We start from the raw sequence: 18,495 nt of genomic DNA on the forward strand, positions 1-18,495 counted from the left end.
ATTGATCGGGAGTTGCCCATAAGAAAAGCCGGAACAAAAGAATAAGGAGGCTGAAATGACAGTAAAAGAATGTTATGAGAAGGTCGGTTCAGACTATGATGGAGTCCTGAAAAGACTTGGAAGTGAAGCACTTGTGAAACGTTTTGCAGTGAAATTCCTCAATGATCCAAGCTTTCAGGATCTGACAGATGGTCTTGCTGCCAAGGACGGAGAGAAGGCTTTCCGTGCAGCACATACACTGAAAGGTGTTTGCCTGAATCTTGGATTTACAAGCCTGTACAAGGTAAGCGCAGAGCTGACTGAGGTACTTAGAGGAAGAGAGACAGAAGGCAGCGACGAGCTTTATGAGCAGGTGAAAGAACAATACACCATCCTGACAGAAGCAATTCAGGAACTGGCTGCGCAGAGCTGAAGGGAAACCTTCAGCTCTTTGCTGTAACGCCAGGCTAGAGGAAAGATTAACATATGAAGAAAAAAGCATTTAAGGTAGCAGCTACTTCATCATTCCGGCAATGTTTTCCATTATAGCGTGCTTTGAGATCCAGCGCAGACTGGAAAAGAAAAAGGAGGCGAAGAAAGCATGACAATGACAGTTACACAGGGAATTATCACCATTGTATGCGTGGTTCTTGGAACGATGGTCACCCGTTTTCTTCCCTTTCTTATTTTTCCGGAAGGAAAGGAACCGCCGGAATTTATCCGCCATCTTGGCAATGTGCTTCCCTATGCGGTAATCGGGCTTCTGGTGGTATACTGCCTGAAGGATGTGCCGGGAAGCGGAACTTACGGACTGCCAGAAGCCATTGCGATTTTGTTTATCGTCTTTTTGCATAAATGGAAAAAGAATACGCTGCTTAGTATCGGCGGAGGAACCGTTTTGTATATGCTGCTGGTGCAGATGGTATTTTGATGCAGGAAGCTGCATTCTAGAGCCTGTTTGAAAAATCATTCCCGCAATCTGCACGCCCCACTTTGCGGTATATTTCACCCGAATTCGGTTGTCGTAGCCCGCTACGACGCCCTCATCCGGGCAAAATCTCCCACAAATTGTGACGTACATCTTGCAGAAAGCCTTTTTCAAACACGCTCTAGCAATAAAATCCATCTAATATAGTATAAATTGGTATAGCTATATTCTATAACGAACTCAAGGGAAAATGAATTATGCAAAATACGCCTGTTTTGTTATGATAGGTACAGATAGAAACGAAAATAAATTCTCAGCATTCGCTGGGAATTTTTACATCACATCAGACGGAGCTGGAGGAGAATCATGGCAAGAGGAATCAATACAAAGTGTTTACATTTAGAAGAAGAGGAAGGCTGCTGCAACAATTACGGCTCCATCAGTTTTCCCATTTATCAGACTGCAACCTACGCACACCCGGCAGTAGGACAGAGCACAGGCTTTGACTATAGCAGACTGCAGAATCCAACCAGAGAGCACCTGGAAAGAATCGTGGCAACTCTGGAAAACGGAATCGACGCGCTGGCCTTTTCCACAGGAATGGCAGCCATTACGCTGGTAATGGAGCTGTTTAAGCCTGGAGATCACCTGATTGTGGACGCAGACCTGTACGGAGGAAGCATTCGTCTTTTTGACAATGTTTCCGCGAAAAACGGGCTTCAGTTTTCCAGGATCGACTGCTGGAAAGAAGACGTGGAAAGCTATGTGAATGAGAACACAAAGGCAATTTATATTGAAACTCCTACCAATCCTATGATGAATGTAACGGATATTGCAGCACTGGCAGACATTGCGAAGAGACATGATCTGCTTCTTATTGTGGACAATACATTTTTGTCCCCTTATTTCCAGAATCCGCTGAATCTGGGAGCTGACATTGTGGTGCACAGCGGAACCAAATTCCTGGGCGGACATAACGATACCCTGGCTGGATTTCTGGTGACAAACCGGGAGGATATCAGCGAGAAGCTTCGTTTTCTGATCAAAACAACAGGTTCCGGGCTGGCGCCTTTTGACAGCTGGCTGATCCTTCGAGGAATCAAAACCCTGGGAATCCGCATGGAGCAGGCTCAGAAAAATGCGTTTAAAATTGCAGAATGGCTGAAAACCCAGAAGGCAGTAACCAGGGTGATCTATCCGGGACTTCCGGAGCACCCAGGCCATGAGATTATGAAAAAACAGGCAAGAGGCTTCGGCTCCATGCTGACCTTCCAGCTGGAAAGCCCGGAATTTGCCCTTTCTATTTTGTCAAAGGTTCGGATGATCAAATTTGCGGAAAGCCTTGGCGGAGTGGAGACTCTTGTCACCTATCCTACCACACAGACCCACGCAGACGTTCCGGAGGAGATTCGCGAGCGCAACGGAATCACCAGAAGTACCCTTCGTCTTTCCGTAGGAATCGAGGATGCACAGGATCTTTTGGAAGAACTGGAGAAAGTATTTGCAGAAACAGAGGAAGAATTAAATGGCGGAAAGAAATCTTGATTTTGACAGAATCATAAACAGAAAAAATACCAGATGCCTGAAATATGACTTTGCGGTAAAGAGAGGAAAGCCGGCGGATGTGCTGCCTTTGTGGGTGGCAGATATGGATTTTGAGACCTCTTCTTACGTGGAAGATGCGCTGGTGGAGCGAGCGAAAGAGGGCATTTTCGGATACAGCGAGGTGCAGACTCCTTATTTTGAAATCGTGGCAAACTGGATGAAAACCTATCACAACTGGGAGCCAGAGGAAGAGTGGCTGATCAAGACGCCGGGCGTTGTGTTTGCCCTTGCTATGGCGGTGAAGGCGTACACACAGCCTGGGGACAGCGTTCTGATCCAGCTTCCGGTGTACTATCCTTTCTCTGAGGTAATCACGGACAACGGCAGAAAAGTGGTAAGCAGCAATCTTTACCAGGGAGAGGACAACCGCTATCATATTGATTTTGCGGATTTGGAGAAGAAGATTACAGAGGAACATGTGAAGCTGTTTTTCCTGTGCAATCCTCACAATCCGGTTGGAAGAGTGTGGACCAGGGAAGAATTGGAAAAGCTTGGAGATATCTGTGTGAAACATGGAGTGATCGTGGTGAGTGACGAGATTCACCAGGACTTTGTGTTTAAGGGAAAGCATCAGGTTTTCGCCGGAGTGAAAAAAGAGTTTCAGGACATTTCCATTACCTGTACTTCTCCAAGCAAAACTTTTAACCTTGCAAGTATGATGATCTCCAATATTTTTATCCCAAATCCGGAGCTGCGCAGGAAATTCCAGAAACAGCTGGATGCAGCTGGAATCAGCCAGCTTGGAGTGCTTGGACTGGTGGCTGTGGAGGCCGCTTATTCCAAAGGGGAAGAGTGGTATGAGGCGATGCATGCCTATGTGGAAAGTAATATTGTCTATACTAAGGATTATGTAGAGAAGAACCTGCCAGGCGTGAAAATGACAGACCTGGAGGGAACTTATCTGGTGTGGCTGGATTTCAGGGAGATCGGGCTTAGCGTGGACGAGCTGGAAGATTTGATTATTTATAAGGCAGGCCTGTGGCTGGACAGCGGAAAGATTTTCGGCAAGGCTGGCGAGGGCTTCCAGAGAATCAATGTGGCGTGCCCGAGGGCTACGCTGACGGAGGCATTGGAGAGGATTAAGAAGGCGCTGGAAACTACCAGATAATTCTGTTGTGTAAAGGACGCCGTAATGATAAAATGGAAAAAACGGATTATCCCACGCACAGGAGAAAATTATGGCAAATAAAATTGACCGTGAGGACATGCTGGCGCTGACCAGAAGAATGAATGTTTCCAGATGCTCGTTTACCCGCATTGCAGGCTGCTATGTAGATGGGGACGGCGACTTTGACGGCAGCTTTAATGTGAATTTCCTGAAGCTGTCCGCGGAAGAAAAGAAGCGGAATATAGAGCTGGCAAAAGCAGTTCCTTTTGCGGCAACCAATGTGAATCTGAAGCGTTATGAATTTTCCCAGGAGGATATGCGCCCGGGCACAGTGTGGCAGCTTCTCATGGCGCTGCGGGAATGCGGACTGAAAAATGACGCTCTGATGGACAGCTTCTATGATCTGGTGATGGAGCACTACCAGAGCCGCAGGTCCTATGCAGTTTATATGTTTCACGACAGGTACGATATTCCCGCGAAAGCCGCGGACAAGGAACGGCTGTGGGAATCGGAGGCAGTTTTTGAATATCTGATCTGTGTGATCTGTCCGCTGGCAGATGAGTACGAGCCAGGTGCGCCGGAATGCGGATTTTTGTTCCCGGCATATACAGACGGCGGTGCGGATCTGAACCATGCGGCAGTGTTCCAGGCGGATAAGGACCGGCCGCACAGGGAACTGGTAGAGAAAATATTAGGTGTGAAATAAAAAGGTACCATATGTTTATCGGATGAAAATCTAATAAGCATATGGTACCTTTTTATTTCACACACCATGTTCCGCTTCATATTCCCGGATAATTTTAAGTGCGGCGGCATACTTGGTCCGCCAGTGCTTCAGCTGCTCCGGCGCGGGCGTGGTGCCGGAAAGCCGTGTCTCATCTGTATTATGTGCAATATCAGCAAGCTTTACCTTCCGTGCAAGAGGACTCTGGCAAAGTCTGCGGACATAGTCCAGGTAATCATCGGAAGGAGCATGGGTAAGCAGAAGGACTGTCTGCACAATTTCTTCCGAAAAATCTTTTTCCAGATCCTGGACTGTAAGGGGTGTATCTTCCAGGACATCATGAAGCAGGGCAATGCATGTGGTGGTTTCATCCTCCATCTGTTCTGCAAGATGGATGGGGTGAAAAATATAAGGGACACCGCTTTGGTCAAACTGGCCTTCATGAGCCTTGTATGCCAGCTTCATGGCCTTGATGGTTAGGGGAGTATATACCATTTTTTTATTCTGCGGGAGCAGCCTCCGTATCAGCATTTAGTGGAGTAAAAGCTGCCAGGACTTCATCTGCTTCTGTCTGAGTATCTGCGGTGTAGGATAAGATGATGGAGACAAACTTTCCTCCCTGTTTACGTGTGCAGTATTTCTGAAGAACTTCGTAATCATTGATGGTGACGCTGGTTTCCATAACGCGGAAATCCTGTCCGCCAATCTGTGCGTCTGTAACTTCTGAATAAGTATATCCCATCTGTGTAGCGTCCAGCATTTGCTGAGCAGCCAGGAAATACTGGTCTACGGTCATATTTTCCAGAGAAGCATCCTCTACTACCAGGGAAACATTGGGAAAACCGGAGACAGAGGAAGCCATCATTTCATAAACGGTGCCGGACAAAGCATCCTCACCAAGCTCCATGCCGGAAGATTTTTCCAGCGTGCTCTGGCCCTGTCGCATAACAGATTCTAATTCTTCTTCTGTATTCATGACAACGGTTTCCGGTGGGGTAAACTTCAGATTCAGCCATTCGCTCTGATAGTCTGTTTCGGTGATGGTGCCTTTTTCGTAGGGGGTGTCAGCTGTGTCTTCTGCGGCATCAGAAGCCTCATCAGAAGCGGTATCAGCTTCTGCTTCCGTCTGCGCCGCATCCTCTGCCAGTACAGGAACTGCGGTCACGGTACACAGGGAAAATGCCAGCACAGCCGGTATTATCAAACTGTTTTTTCTTCGCATGAAATCATCCTCCTGAGATTTTTAATACATGGCATATGACCGTCTGGCCACACGTCCATGCAGCAGGAACAATAACGTTTATACGACCATTATAACGGCGGATGCCAAAAGGTACAACCCCTTTTCCACCCGAAATTATGCTGAAAATAAATATTGACAAATGAAAAAACTGTGATATACTTTGATAATCAAACTATTTTAAAGCAAAATAATTAAAGCATCACATACCAGGAGGTATTATGACTGGAAAAATAAAAGGGACCGGTTCCTACATACCGGTTCAGGTGTGGGACAATGACAAGCTGTCCCACATGATGGATACAAGCGATGAATGGATCCGCGGCCGCACAGGAATCGGGCAGCGGCACATTGCATCCGGTGAAGAAACCGTTTCCTATATGGCGGCAAAGGCCGGCGAGGCTGCACTTGCAGATGCGAAAATGAAGCCGGAAGAAATTGATCTGATTCTGGTATCGACCATGTCCGCGGAAAAAATCATGCCCTGTGCGGCCTGCGAGGTGCAGAAACTGCTGGGCGCGGTTCACGCAACCTGCTTTGATCTAAATGGTGCCTGTACAGGATTTTTGCTGGCGCTGAATACGGCACAGGCCTATCTGGGCGGACGGATTTACCGCACAGCTCTGGTGATCGGAGCGGAGGCGCTTTCCCATCTCACCAACTGGCAGGACAGAAGCACCTGCGTGCTGTTTGGCGATGGAGCCGGGGCTGTGGTGCTGGAAGCAGATCCGTCGGCGGTGTACGTTCAGGCCACTCATTCCATTGGAAATGACGGCGGCGCGCTTACCTGTGCCAGCAGAAATCAGCCGGGATTTGCAGAAGAAAATGCAGACCTTACGCCCACTTACATGCAGATGGATGGAAAGGAAGTATTCAAATTTGCAGTTTCAAAGGTGCCGGAGGTGATCCAGGAGGTCCTTGAGCAGGCAGGAAAAACAAAGGAAGAAATCCGTTATTATATGCTTCATCAGGCTAACTCAAGAATTGTTTCATCTGTGGCAAAGCATATGAAAGAACCTTTGGAAAAATTCCCCATGAACATAGAAAATCTGGGAAATACTTCTTCTGCAAGCATTCCCATTCTTCTGGATGAATGGAAGAAAAAGGAAAGACTTAAAGCCGGAGACTGGATCATTCTTTCCGGTTTCGGCGGGGGGCTTACCTATGGGGCAAGCCTGCTGAAATGGCTGATATAGAGAAAAAAGCAAGAGAGAAAATACTCATTTTGCAGCATAAAATAATAGAAGAAAACAGAACAGGAGAATAATAAAATGTTAGAAAAAATCAAAGAAATCACAGCAGATTCATTAGGAGCAGACGTAAACACACTGACAGCAGAGACTTCATTTAAGGAAGACCTTGGAGCAGATTCCCTGGATCTTTTTGAGATGGTAATGGCACTGGAAGAAGAGTTTGAGGTGGAGATTCCAACAGAGGATCTGGAGAATATTAAGACGATAGGGGATGTGGAAGCATACCTTCAGAGCCGCCAGTAATCATCCTGCGTCAATATGACGGTTACTTAATATTCGATGTACTGGTTACAGAATGGAGATTTTTATGAAAACAGAAGTGACGAAATTACTTGGAATTGAATATCCCATCATTCAGGGAGGCATGGCATGGGTGGCAGAATACCACCTGGCAGCAGCTGTTTCTGAGGCTGGCGGACTTGGCCTGATCGGTGCTGCAAGTGCCCCGGCTGAGTGGGTACGCCAGCAGGTACAGGAGGTAAAGAAGCTTACTGACAAGCCATTTGGCGTTAATATTATGCTGATGAGTCCATACGCAGATGAGATTGCAAAAGTTATTGTAGAGGAAAAGGTTCCGGTGGTTACCACTGGTGCCGGCAACCCGGAAAAGTACATGAAAATGTGGAAGGAAGCAGGCGTGAAGATCATCCCGGTAATCGCTTCCGTTGCCCACGCAAAGAGAATGGAACGCTGCGGTGCAGATGCGGTTGTGGCGGAAGGCTGTGAATCCGGCGGACATATCGGGGAGACCACCACAATGGTTCTGGTGCCGCAGGTTGCGGATGCAGTGAGCATTCCGGTGATTGCAGCAGGGGGAATCGCAGATGGAAGAGGCATTGCGGCAGCCTTTATGCTGGGTGCAAAGGGCGTGCAGATGGGTACTCATTTTGTAGCCACAGAAGAGTGCTGGGCCCATCAGAATTATAAGGATATGATTCTGAAAGCTAAGGACATTGACACGAAAGTAACCGGACGTTCCACCGGTCATCCGGTTCGTGCCCTTCGCAATCAGATGACCCAGGAGTACCTGAAAAAAGAGGCTGAGGGAGTACCCTTTGAGGAACTGGAGCAGATGACACTGGGAAGTCTTCGCCGTGCTGTTGTGGACGGAGATGTGAAAATGGGAAGCGTTATGGCAGGCCAGAGCGCTGGGCTTGTGAAAGAGCAGTTAAGCTGTCATGACCTGATCCAGAAGCTGGTAAAAGAGACAGATGAACTGCTGAAAGGAACTGGAATTTATGAGTAAGATCGCATTTCTTTTCCCGGGACAGGGAGCACAGAAGGCTGGAATGGGACAGGATTTTTATGAGAAATTTCCTTCTGCAAAGGAGATTTTTGACCAGGCCAGCCAGTGGCTTTCCCTGGATATGAAGGAGCTTTGCTTCAAAAAAAATGAAAGGCTTGACCTTACCGAATATACCCAGGCGGCTCTTGTCACCACCTGCCTTGCCATGGAAAAAGTAGTGGAAGAATACGGGCTTCACCCGGATGTAACCGCTGGCTTAAGTCTTGGGGAGTACTGTGCAATTGCTGTTTCCGGCGGAATGAGCGTGAAAGACGCCATCACAACCGTAAGAAAAAGGGGCATTCTGATGGAGCAGGCAGTGCCGGCAGGAGAAGGCTCCATGGCTGCGGTTCTGGGGCTTGGCGCATGGGAAATCGAGAGCGCAATCAAGGATACCAAAGCGGAAATTGCCAACTATAACTGTCCAGGACAGATCGTAATTACAGGACCAAAGGCGGCTGTAGAGGAGGCTTCCCTGAAGCTCAAAGAAGCAGGCGCAAGACGGGTTTTGCCCCTTGCAGTAAGCGGCCCATTCCACTCATCCCTGCTTCAAAATGCAGGAAAAGAGCTTGCAAAGGAGCTTGAAAATGTGGAATTTTTCGCTCTTCAGATCCCGTATGTGACCAATGTAACAGCGGAATGTGTAACAGATATCAGCCAGACAAAAGAGCTTCTTGCAAAGCAGATTTCTTCTTCCGTGCGCTGGCAGCAGAGTGTGGAAAAGATGCTGGCAGAAGGTGTGGACACCTTTGTAGAGATCGGCCCGGGCAAAACCCTGGCTGGTTTTATGAGAAAAATCGCACCGGATGTGAAAACTTATAACATTCAGAAAGTGGAAGATTTAGATCAGATCGCAGAGATTTTAGGCAGCAGATAAAACAGGAAAACAGCAGGGCGAAGTGGTCTTTTTGCCCGAACATTTTTATATGAGAACTGACATACAGGAGTAAAAAGAAAACATGAATGCAGAGAAAAAAATCGCAGTTGTGACAGGCGCTTCCCGTGGAATTGGAAGGGCAATTGCCCTTGAGCTTGCCAGACAGGGAGCATTTGTAATCATTAATTATAACGGTTCCAAAGAAAAAGCAGAGGCGGTAAAAGCTGAAATCCAGGCGGACGGCGGACAGGCAGAAATCAGCCAGTGCAATGTGGCAGACTTTGATGCCTGCGGTACTTTTATCAAAGAAATCGTGAAAACATATGGACGGATCGATATCCTGGTAAACAATGCAGGAATCACCAAAGACGGGCTTCTGATGGCAATGAGCGAGGAAGATTTCTGCAAGGTTGTGGACACAAATCTTAAGGGAACCTTTAACTGCATTCGCCATACAGCAAGACAAATGCTAAAGCAGCGAAGCGGCCGTATTGTTAATATGGCATCTGTTGTAGGCATTGGCGGAAACCCGGGACAGGCCAATTATGCAGCCTCAAAAGCTGGAATCATCGGTCTTACCAAGACCGCGGCAAAGGAGCTTGCATCAAGAGGAATCACGGTAAATGCCATTGCTCCTGGCTTTATCAGAACGGACATGACAGATGTGCTTCCTGATAAGGTAAAAGAAGAAACCCTGAAAAATATCCCTATGGGAACCTTTGGCGAGCCGGAGGATGTGGCGAAAGCAGCTGCCTTTTTCGCATCCCCGGAAGCAAAGTACATTACAGGACAGGTTTTGTGTGTAGACGGAGGAATGTTATGAATAAAAGACGTGTAGTGGTAACCGGACTTGGTGCGGTCACTCCTGTTGGAAATAATGTGGAAGCCTTCTGGGAAAGCGTGAAAGCAGGAAAGGTTGGAATCGGTGAAATCACAAAGTTTGATACCGCAGATTTCAAGGTAAAGCTTGCCGCAGAAGTGAAGGATTTTAATGCAAAAGATTACATGGATTTCAAGTCTGCGAAAAGAATGGAGCTGTTTTCCCAGTATGCAGTAGCGGCCGCAAAGGAAGCGATGACAGATGCCAGAATTGACATGGAAAAAGAAGATCCCTTCCGTGTTGGCGTCATCGTAGGCTCTGGAATCGGAAGCCTTCAGGCAATGGAAAATGCAGCGTTAAGGCTGGCTGAAAGGGGACCCTCTAAGGTTGATCCACTTCTTGTTCCAAAGATGATCAGCAACATGGCAGCGGGAAATGTATCCATTGCAACAGGTGCCAGAGGCAAATGCACCAACGTGGTAACGGCCTGTGCATCCGGAACCCACTGCATCGGTGACGCATACCGTGCCATTCAGTACGGAGATGCAGAAGTGATGCTGGCAGGCGGTACCGAAGGGGCAATCAGTCCGGTTGGAGTAGCCGGATTTACCAATCTGACAGCCCTTAGCACCAGCCAGGATCCTTACCGCGCATCCATTCCTTTTGACAAGGACCGAGGCGGTTTCGTCATCGGAGAAGGTGCCGGCGTGGTGGTCCTGGAAGAGCTGGAGCATGCCAAAGCAAGAAATGCAAAGATTTATGCAGAGGTAGTTGGATACGGGGCAACTGCAGACGCTTATCACATTACTTCTCCTATTGAAGACGGAAGCGGAGCTGCCCGGGCCATGACAGATGCAATGAAGGAAGCGGGGGCTTTACCAGAGGAAATTGATTATATCAATGCTCATGGAACCGGAACCCATCACAACGATCTTTTTGAGACAAGAGCCATCAAAGCAGCCCTTGGTGAGGCCGCCAAAAAGGTAAAAATTAACTCCACAAAGTCTATGATCGGCCATCTTCTTGGAGCTGCCGGCGGAGTGGAATTTGTAGTTTGTGCCAAGTCTGTTGAGGAAGGATTTATTCACCAGACAGTGGGTACAAAGGAAACAGAAGAAGAGCTGGATCTGGACTATTGCATCGATGGACCGTCACAGCAGGAAGTGAAGTATGCCATGAGCAATTCCCTTGGATTTGGCGGACATAATGCAGTTCTTCTGCTGAAAAAGTACCAATAAAAGCTGTCTCAAAAGGAGAAAAATACAATGGAATTTGAACAGATTTTAAAGTTAATTGACCATGTATCGGCATCTCATCTGGAGTCTTTTTGCTATGAAGGCGATGGAATGAAGCTGTCTTTAAATAATAAAATTGCCCCGGTGATCGTTGCAGGAATGCAGGGACAGACTGTGGAAGCTCCGGTGAATAAGGCTGCGTCTGGCGGGGGATTTTCCAGCGTGGAAAAATCCACAGATTCTAATGATCATGAGGAAGCTTTCCAGGCAGAATCCAGCGGGAATATTGTGAAATCTCCCCTGGTTGGAACCTTCTATGCAGCTCCTTCCGAGGATGCAGATCCCTTCGTGAAAATCGGAGATAAAGTGAAAAAAGGGCAGGTTCTTGCCATTGTGGAAGCAATGAAGCTGATGAATGATATAGAAAGTGATTTTGATGGAGAAATTGCAGAAATTTATGTGGAAAACGGGCAGCCTGTGGAGTATGGACAGCCGTTATTTTGCATCAGATAAGGAGCAGATATGAACCGTTTAAATATAAAACAGATCGAGGAAATTCTTCCTCACCGCCACCCTTTTCTTCTGGTGGATTATATTGAGGATTATGAGCCGGGAGAGTTCGCAGTAGGATACAAATGTGTAACCTTCCGTGAGGATTTCTTTCAGGGACATTTTCCCCAGGAGCCTGTAATGCCAGGTGTTTTGATCGTGGAAGCGCTGGCGCAGACTGGCGCGGTTGCCATCCTTTCCAAGCCGGAAAACAAGGGCAAGATTGCCTATTTTGGCGGCATTGACAAGTGCCGTTTCAAGGGCAAGGTGCAGCCGGGAGATAAGATGAAGCTGGAAATGAGAGTAATCAAGCAGAAAGGGCCTATGGGCGTTGGCGAGGCCATTGCCACAGTTGATGGAAAGCTTGTTGTGAAGGCTGAGCTTACCTTTATGGTAGGGTAAAAAGGTGCTCAGAAGGGTGAGAATATGATCAGAAAATTGTTAATTGCCAACCGCGGGGAGATTGCGGTAAGGATCATCCGGGCATGCCGGGAAATGGGAATTGAGGCTGTTGCAGTTTACTCAGAAGCGGACAAAGACAGCCTGCACACACAGCTTGCAGATGAGGCAGTCTGCATCGGTCCAGGTGCCTCTGCCAAAAGCTATCTGAATATGGAAAGCATTATCAGCGCGGCGATCATATCCGGTGCAGATGCCATACATCCGGGCTTTGGATTCCTGTCTGAGAATGCCAGATTTGCCCAGATCTGTGAGCAATGCAATCTTATTTTTGTAGGTCCGCCCTCACAGGTGATCCAGAATCTTGGAAACAAACAGATTGCCAGAAATACTATGGAAGCAGCTGGAGTTCCGGTAATTCCGGGAACCACAGAGGCTATTCTGGATGTGCAGACAGGAGCAAGAGAAGCAGACCGAATTGGTTATCCTGTCATCATAAAAGCAGCCCTTGGAGGCGGCGGGAAAGGCATGCGTACAGCCTTTTCCCCAGAGGAATTTGAACTGGCATTTCTCACCGCACAGAAGGAATCCCAGATTGCATTTGGGGATGGAACTATGTACATTGAGCACTTTGTGGAGCACCCAAGACACATTGAATTTCAGATCCTTGCAGACAGTCAGGGAAATGTGGTTCATCTTGGAGAACGGGATTGTTCTATCCAGCGAAACCATCAGAAAATGATCGAGGAATCCCCTTCCATGGCAGTGTCCGAAGAACTGAGAAACCAGATGGGAATGGCTGCTGTGAAAGCCGCAAAAGCAGCTCATTATGTGAATGCCGGAACCATTGAATTTCTTCTGGAAAAGACGGGAAAATTCTATTTTATGGAGATGAATACCCGCATTCAGGTGGAGCATCCGGTGACAGAATGGGTTACCGGTCTGGACCTTGTGAAGGAGCAGTTAAAGATCGCCTCCGGTCAGCCGCTGTCCTTTTCCCAGAAGGATATTCAGATACAGGGACATGCCATTGAGTGCCGCATTAATGCGGAAAATCCATGGAAAAACTTCCGTCCGTCCCCTGGAACCATTACGGATCTGCACCTGCCAGGCGGTCAGGGAATCCGCGTGGACACAGGAATTTACAGCGGTTATCAGATCCCTCCTTATTACGATTCCATGCTTGCAAAGCTGATCGTACACGGAAATAACCGCGAGGAAGCAATTGCAAAAATGAAGAGTGCGCTTGGGGAAGTGATCATCCAGGGCGTTGACACAAATGTAGATTATCAGTTTGAAATCATGAACGATCCGGACTATCAGAAAGGCATTTTTGACATTGGTTTTCTGGAAAGTCACCAGATCGGAGGAGTGAAGGTAAATGAAGCTTAAGTATGCCTTTAAACGTACAATCACAAATTCATCTGCTAGCGCAAGGCAGGAAACGAAGCCGGAAGTGCCGGATGGAATGCTGAAAAAATGCAATGCCTGCAAGGGCGCTGTTTTTGTAGATGAGGTAAAAAAGAACAACTACATCTGTCCTCACTGCGGCAATTATTTCCGCATTCATGCAAGGCGAAGAATCGAAATGATCGCAGATGAGGGAACCTTTGAAGAGTGGGATTCGGTCATGCCGATAAGCAATCCTCTGTCCTATAAAGGGTACCCGGATAAGGTGAAAAAGCTTCAGGAAAAGACGGGCCTTGACGAGGCTATTGTCACAGGAAGGGCGAAAATTGGCGGTGTATCTGCAGTTCTTGGTGTATGCGACAGCCGTTTTCTCATGGCAAGCATGGGAGAAAATGTAGGCGAAAAAATTGTCAGGGCAGTGGAAAAAGCTACGGAAGAAAGGCTTCCTGTGGTGCTGTTTGCCTGCTCCGGAGGGGCGAGAATGCAGGAAGGAATCGTATCCTTAATGCAGATGGCCAAGACCTCTGCGGCCTTAAAAAGACACAGCGATGCAGGGCTTCTTTACATCAGTGTTCTGACCAATCCAACCACCGGAGGGGTGACGGCAAGCTTTGCCATGCTGGGGGATATTATTCTTGCAGAACCAGGTGCACTCATTGGTTTTGCAGGGCCGAGAGTCATCGAGCAGACCATCCGTCAGAAGCTTCCAAAGGGCTTTCAGAAGTCAGAATTTCTTCTGGAACACGGCTTTATCGACCAGATTGTAGAGCGAAAGGATATGAAAGAAACACTGGCACAGCTTCTGAAAATGCATTGCGAGAATGCTGCAGATAACAGGGATGAGAAGGCAGAGCAAGCAAATAAAGAGTCCTATTCTCCTGCAAAAAAGTCCGCCTGGGAGCATGTTCTCCTTGCCCGCAGTAAAGAACGGCCAACTGGAAAAGACTACATTCCATGGCTGTTTGACCACTTCTTGGAGCTTCACGGAGACCGTCTTTTCGGGGATGATTCTGCTTTGATCGGAGGCATTGCATACTTCGATGGAAAGCCTGTAACCGTGATCATACAGGAGAAAGGAAACGGAACCAAAGAGAATATTGCGTATAATTTCGGCATGGTTTCCCCGGAAGGATACCGCAAGTCCCTGCGCCTTATGAAGCAGGCTGAAAAATTCGGAAGACCAGTAATCTGCCTGGTGGATACCCCAGGTGCGTTCTGCGGGCTTGAGGCAGAAGAGCGTGGGCAGGGAGAGGCAATTGCCCGCAATCTTTTTGAGTTATCCGGTCTTAAAGTGCCGATTCTGTCCATTGTGATCGGAGAAGGAGGAAGCGGCGGAGCCCTTGCACTTGCCGTAGGAGATGAGGTCTGGATGATGGAAAATTCCATCTATTCCATTCTTTCCCCGGAAGGCTTTGCCACCATTTTATGGAAAGACAGCACAAAGGCAAAAGAGGCAGCTGAAGTGATGAAGCTGACTGCTTCTGACCTAAAAGATCTTGGAATGATTGAACAGATCATTCCGGAAAAAGAGCCCCTTACCAGAGAGAATATGATGGAGACAATGGAAGTTCTGGAGAAACGAGTCCGTGGTTTTCTGGATACATATTGTGCATATGATTTGGAAAAATTACTGAATAAGCGTTATAATCGTTTTAGAAATTTGTAAAATTGTAGAAAAATATACCAGATTGTGATATACTTACCGTAAATATTTGCTTGGATGTTTTACAGAAAATACAGGAGGCTGCCGGCGGAAGCGGACAGCGCATATGCAGGAGAGAAGAGAGTGGAAAACAGGGAAGTTATTAATGATGTACTGGTGCATCTGTTTAACGAGATCATGGAGCTGGAAGAGCAGGCAATCATTACGGAGGAATACAAGGATATCACAAATAATGATATGCATATCATTGAGGCAGTTGGTCTTGGCGGAAACAAAATGTCTGACATTGCTGCCAAGCTGAACATCACCGTAGGCTCCTTGACGACCTCTATGAACAGTCTGGTAAAGAAGGGATACGCCACAAGAGAGAGAAGTGAACAGGACAGGCGCGTGGTATTTATCCATCTTACCTTGAAGGGAAGAAAAGCCTACCATCATCATGCGGAATTTCACCGTAAGATGACAGATGCCGTGCTGGATGTTCTGGATGAAAACGAAGCACTTGTACTGGCGAAAGCTCTGGACCGCCTGACTCTTTTCTTCAGACAATATAAGTCATAAAACCTTTCAGGCACATGTCAAATGTATCAAAAATATGGAAGCTGGATCCTCACAGGACCCGGAAAGGACAGTCTTATGAAGAAAAGAACAGTATCATGGATTATGACAGCAGCACTTGGTGTGGGAGCACTGACCGGAAGTATGTGCAGTGCAAATCTGGTTTTTGCAGAAGAGCAGACAGAAGAACAGAATGCAGAGAGTGAAGAGGAGACAGAACAGACGGATACAGACGATTCTGTTATGAAAATTGGCGCTCTTAAGGGGCCTACCGCAATGGGAATGGCACAGCTTCTGGATGATGAGAATTATGAATTTTCCATTGTGGCATCACCGGATGAAATCGTCCCGATGATCGTTCAGGGACAGGTTGATATTGCGGCAGTTCCTTCCAATCTTGCCTCTGTTTTATATCAGAAAACAGACAAAAACATCAGCGTACTGGCAGTGAACACACTTGGAGTTCTTTACCTTGTGGAGAACGGGGATTCCATTCAGTCTGTAGAGGATCTGAAGGGCAAAACCATTTACGCCAGCGGCAAAGGTGCTACACCCGAGTATGCGTTAACCTCTGTTTTGGAAGCCAACGGACTGGATCCTGAGAAGGACGTAACCATTGAGTACAAGTCCGAACATGCAGAGGTAGTAGCAGCCCTTGCTGAGGATCAGACCGCAGTGGGACTTCTTCCTCAGCCATTTGTAACCACAGCGCTTATGAAGAATGAGAACCTTCGCGTTGCTCTGGATCTGAACGATCTGTGGGAGTCTTCTGTGACAGATGGAAGCAAGCTGGTAACTGGTGTTTTAGTTGCAAGAAATGACTATCTCAAAGAGCATGAGGCAGACGTAGATGCCTTTATGGATGCATATAAGAACTCTGTGGAATTTGTAAATTCTGATACGGAGGCAGCCGCTGAGATTATTGGAAACCACGACATTATTTCTGCTGAAGTAGCAGTAAAAGCCATTCCACAGTGCAGCATTGTATTTATGGAGGGTGATGAAATGCAGACCATTCTTTCCGGTTATCTGAACACCTTAAACGAGCAGAATCCGGAGATCATCGGAGGCCAGTTGCCGGATGAGGACTTCTACTACAAACGCTAATGAGATAAAAAAACATCGGTTATGTTATAAAATACTGGCAGCTGCCGTCTGGATTCTGGTCTGGCAGCTTGCCAGCATGTGGCTGAAACAGGAGATCCTTCTGGCATCTCCTGTTTCTGTTATAAGAAGGCTTGGGCAGCTGATTGTGACCGCAGATTTCTGGAGATCTATCGGATTCAGCTTTGGCAGGATCGTTCTTGGATTTACCCTGGCGCTGGTTCTTGGAACTTTGCTGGCGGCACTTTCCTATGGGTTTTCTGCAGTGGAAATTCTCATGGATCCGCTGATTACAGTGATCAAAGCCACTCCGGTTGCCTCCTTTATTATCCTGTGCCTGATCTGGATTCCATCCAGAAATTTATCCGTTTTTATTTCCTTTCTTATGGTTTTTCCAGTGGTCTACACCAACCTTCTGGAGGGCCTGCGGCAGACGGATAAGCAGCTTCTGGAAATGGCAGATTCCTTTGGCGCAGGGCTTGGGAAAAAGGTAGAATTTGTTTATCTTTCCCAGGTTATGCCTTATGCAGCTACGGCCTGCAAGCTTGGACTTGGGCTTTGCTGGAAGGCTGGAATTGCCGCTGAAGTCATCGGAATTCCCACCGGTTCCATCGGTGAAAAATTATACAAATCTAAGGTCTATCTGGAAACACCGGACTTGTTTGCCTGGACCATTGTGATTATATTTGTGAGCATGACCTTTGAGAAAATATTTTTATTTTTCCTGAAAAAAATCACCGGGGAGCAGCCATAAAGACGTGGCTTTCCGGTGATTTTTGATTCTTTTTAGCTGACTCCGTTTTTTGCGCAGATGTCTGCCAGGCAGCATCTGTCACAGTAAGGTTTGGTTCTTGCGGTACAGACTTCACGTCCGTGGTTGACCAGGCGATGGCAGAAATCATTGCCTTCTTCCGGCGGAATGATTTTCCAAAGTGCCATCTCCACTTTCTTTGGTTCTTTGATGTTGTCTACAAGGCCGATTCGGTTGGTCAGGCGGATGCAGTGGGTATCTGTGACAATGGCAGGCTTGCCAAACACATCTCCCATGATCAGGTTGGCGCTTTTTCGCCCAACTCCGGGGAGGGCAAGAAGGGCATCGAAGTCGCATGGAACATTATCCTGGTATTTCTCGTGAAGGATCTTCATGCAGGCACTGATGTCACGGGCTTTGCTTTTTCCCAGTCCGCAGGGCTTTACGATTGCCTCGATTTCTTCCGGTGTAGCAGATGCAAGTGCGGCTACATCCGGGTATTTGGCGTACAGGTCCTGAACCACTACATTTACCCTTGCGTCCGTACACTGCGCTGCCAGCCGCACACTTACCAGAAGCTTCCACGCCTCATCATAATCCAGGGTACAGTCCGCCAGAGGATATTCTTTTTTTAACCGATCTATCACTTCAAGAGCAAGTTCTTCTTTTGTCATAAAATTCCTTTCTGAGAATCTGGATGCTTACAGATTCCGTTATTATTTTAAGGCAAGTTCTGTGTATATTGTAATGGGAAAATTGCAATTTTGCAAGTTTACGCTGTCCTGTTTTTATGCTAAAATTATGGAAAGTCACTGTTCACTCCGTGCCCAGTAACACGCTTCGCGATGCACAGAAATCATGCTTTGCATGATTTCGCGCCGCAATCCTCGGGTTTTCTGTGAACTTTGTTCACAAAAAACACCTCGCGGAACATTACCCGTGAACAGTAACATAGAAAATATTCACGAACGATTCCGCTGCAAAGCGGCCTTTGCAATTCGTGTGCG

At 47.3% G+C, this 18,495-nt stretch carries 22 protein-coding genes; 19 read left to right on the forward strand and 3 right to left on the reverse strand.

From position 1 onward, the window contains the following. Positions 1–55: 55 nt before the first annotated feature. The 6 genes from OCV70_RS08385 (at position 56) to OCV70_RS08405 (ending at position 4,326) form a co-directional block, all read left to right on the forward strand. Positions 56–412 carry an Hpt domain-containing protein gene (locus tag OCV70_RS08385; RefSeq protein WP_021925903.1) on the forward strand — a complete coding sequence of 119 codons (357 nt, stop codon included), beginning with the start codon at positions 56–58 and terminating at the stop codon, positions 410–412. A 174-nt stretch (positions 413–586) separates the two neighbouring features. Beyond that, positions 587–910 carry a branched-chain amino acid transporter permease gene (locus OCV70_RS08390; protein ID WP_117854660.1) on the forward strand — a complete coding sequence of 108 codons (324 nt, stop codon included), beginning with the start codon at positions 587–589 and terminating at the stop codon, positions 908–910. 27 nt (positions 911–937) lie between these two features. Next, the gene (locus OCV70_RS19695; protein WP_317259457.1) at positions 938–1,114 is read left to right on the forward strand and encodes a DUF6783 domain-containing protein; all 177 of its coding nucleotides are present in this window, start codon (positions 938–940) and stop codon (positions 1,112–1,114) included. A 159-nt stretch (positions 1,115–1,273) separates the two neighbouring features. Continuing rightward, complete coding sequence (locus OCV70_RS08395) at positions 1,274–2,452, forward strand: trans-sulfuration enzyme family protein (RefSeq protein ID WP_021925905.1); 1,179 nt, start codon at positions 1,274–1,276, stop codon at positions 2,450–2,452. Further along, positions 2,433–3,620, forward strand: a complete 1,188-nt coding sequence (locus OCV70_RS08400; protein WP_021925906.1) for a MalY/PatB family protein — start codon at positions 2,433–2,435, stop codon at positions 3,618–3,620. Before OCV70_RS08395 ends, OCV70_RS08400 begins: the two co-directional genes overlap by 20 nt. A 97-nt stretch (positions 3,621–3,717) precedes the next feature. Continuing rightward, positions 3,718–4,326: a DUF4317 family protein gene (locus OCV70_RS08405; protein WP_173766560.1), complete on the forward strand. Its 609-nt coding sequence runs from the start codon at positions 3,718–3,720 to the stop codon at positions 4,324–4,326. Between the two features lie 57 nt (positions 4,327–4,383). Here OCV70_RS08405 and OCV70_RS08410 read toward each other — a convergent pair whose 3' ends face one another. Together OCV70_RS08410 and OCV70_RS08415 are read right to left on the reverse strand one after the other, a co-directional pair. Further along, entirely contained in the window at positions 4,384–4,839 is a 456-nt protein-coding gene (locus OCV70_RS08410; RefSeq protein WP_117854617.1) for an HD domain-containing protein, read from the reverse strand. A gap of 4 nt (positions 4,840–4,843) precedes the next feature. Continuing rightward, positions 4,844–5,566 (reverse strand): hypothetical protein, encoded by a 723-nt coding sequence (locus OCV70_RS08415; RefSeq protein ID WP_173766500.1) that lies wholly within the window; start codon positions 5,564–5,566, stop codon positions 4,844–4,846. Between the two features lie 239 nt (positions 5,567–5,805). Between OCV70_RS08415 and OCV70_RS08420 the strand changes: the two genes are divergently transcribed. The 13 genes from OCV70_RS08420 to OCV70_RS08480 all read left to right on the forward strand — a co-directional run bounded on the left by OCV70_RS08420 (position 5,806) and on the right by OCV70_RS08480 (position 17,491). Then, entirely contained in the window at positions 5,806–6,780 is a 975-nt protein-coding gene (locus OCV70_RS08420) for a beta-ketoacyl-ACP synthase III (RefSeq protein WP_173766502.1), read from the forward strand. A gap of 75 nt (positions 6,781–6,855) precedes the next feature. Continuing rightward, positions 6,856–7,080 (forward strand): acyl carrier protein, encoded by a 225-nt coding sequence (gene acpP / locus OCV70_RS08425; RefSeq protein ID WP_021925911.1) that lies wholly within the window; start codon positions 6,856–6,858, stop codon positions 7,078–7,080. A 64-nt stretch (positions 7,081–7,144) separates the two neighbouring features. Further along, entirely contained in the window at positions 7,145–8,083 is a 939-nt protein-coding gene (fabK, locus tag OCV70_RS08430; protein ID WP_021925912.1) for an enoyl-[acyl-carrier-protein] reductase FabK, read from the forward strand. Then, a complete protein-coding gene (gene fabD / locus OCV70_RS08435) occupies positions 8,076–8,999 on the forward strand; it encodes an ACP S-malonyltransferase (RefSeq protein WP_173766504.1) in 924 nt (307 codons plus the stop codon). The genes fabK and fabD overlap by 8 nt, the downstream gene beginning before the upstream one ends. An 82-nt stretch (positions 9,000–9,081) precedes the next feature. Further along, a complete protein-coding gene (gene fabG / locus OCV70_RS08440) occupies positions 9,082–9,822 on the forward strand; it encodes a 3-oxoacyl-[acyl-carrier-protein] reductase (protein WP_021925914.1) in 741 nt (246 codons plus the stop codon). Beyond that, on the forward strand, positions 9,819–11,057 hold the full coding sequence (gene fabF, locus OCV70_RS08445) for a beta-ketoacyl-ACP synthase II (RefSeq protein WP_021925915.1): 1,239 nt from the start codon (positions 9,819–9,821) through the stop codon (positions 11,055–11,057). The genes fabG and fabF overlap by 4 nt, the downstream gene beginning before the upstream one ends. 27 nt (positions 11,058–11,084) lie before the next feature. Continuing rightward, positions 11,085–11,567 carry an acetyl-CoA carboxylase biotin carboxyl carrier protein gene (gene accB, locus OCV70_RS08450; RefSeq protein WP_117854605.1) on the forward strand — a complete coding sequence of 161 codons (483 nt, stop codon included), beginning with the start codon at positions 11,085–11,087 and terminating at the stop codon, positions 11,565–11,567. 9 nt (positions 11,568–11,576) lie between these two features. Continuing rightward, positions 11,577–12,005 (forward strand): 3-hydroxyacyl-ACP dehydratase FabZ, encoded by a 429-nt coding sequence (gene fabZ, locus OCV70_RS08455; protein ID WP_117854603.1) that lies wholly within the window; start codon positions 11,577–11,579, stop codon positions 12,003–12,005. A gap of 24 nt (positions 12,006–12,029) precedes the next feature. Beyond that, a complete protein-coding gene (locus tag OCV70_RS08460) occupies positions 12,030–13,394 on the forward strand; it encodes an acetyl-CoA carboxylase biotin carboxylase subunit (RefSeq protein ID WP_021925918.1) in 1,365 nt (454 codons plus the stop codon). After that, positions 13,384–15,078, forward strand: coding sequence for an acetyl-CoA carboxylase carboxyl transferase subunit (locus tag OCV70_RS08465; RefSeq protein ID WP_021925919.1), 1,695 nt, complete (start codon positions 13,384–13,386; stop codon positions 15,076–15,078). Before OCV70_RS08460 ends, OCV70_RS08465 begins: the two co-directional genes overlap by 11 nt. 120 nt (positions 15,079–15,198) lie before the next feature. After that, positions 15,199–15,636: a MarR family winged helix-turn-helix transcriptional regulator gene (locus OCV70_RS08470; RefSeq protein WP_021925920.1), complete on the forward strand. Its 438-nt coding sequence runs from the start codon at positions 15,199–15,201 to the stop codon at positions 15,634–15,636. Between the two features lie 75 nt (positions 15,637–15,711). After that, the gene (locus OCV70_RS08475) at positions 15,712–16,740 is read left to right on the forward strand and encodes an ABC transporter substrate-binding protein (protein WP_021925921.1); all 1,029 of its coding nucleotides are present in this window, start codon (positions 15,712–15,714) and stop codon (positions 16,738–16,740) included. Then, on the forward strand, positions 16,715–17,491 hold the full coding sequence (locus tag OCV70_RS08480; RefSeq protein ID WP_021925922.1) for an ABC transporter permease: 777 nt from the start codon (positions 16,715–16,717) through the stop codon (positions 17,489–17,491). The genes OCV70_RS08475 and OCV70_RS08480 overlap by 26 nt, the downstream gene beginning before the upstream one ends. Positions 17,492–17,523: 32 nt before the next feature. Here OCV70_RS08480 and OCV70_RS08485 read toward each other — a convergent pair whose 3' ends face one another. Next, positions 17,524–18,162 (reverse strand): endonuclease III domain-containing protein, encoded by a 639-nt coding sequence (locus OCV70_RS08485; protein ID WP_021925923.1) that lies wholly within the window; start codon positions 18,160–18,162, stop codon positions 17,524–17,526. Positions 18,163–18,495: the final 333 nt, after the last annotated feature.

It is taken from the genome of Blautia acetigignens, from assembly GCF_025566865.1.
In the GTDB taxonomy this organism is placed as follows: domain Bacteria; phylum Bacillota; class Clostridia; order Lachnospirales; family Lachnospiraceae; genus Blautia_A; species Blautia_A acetigignens.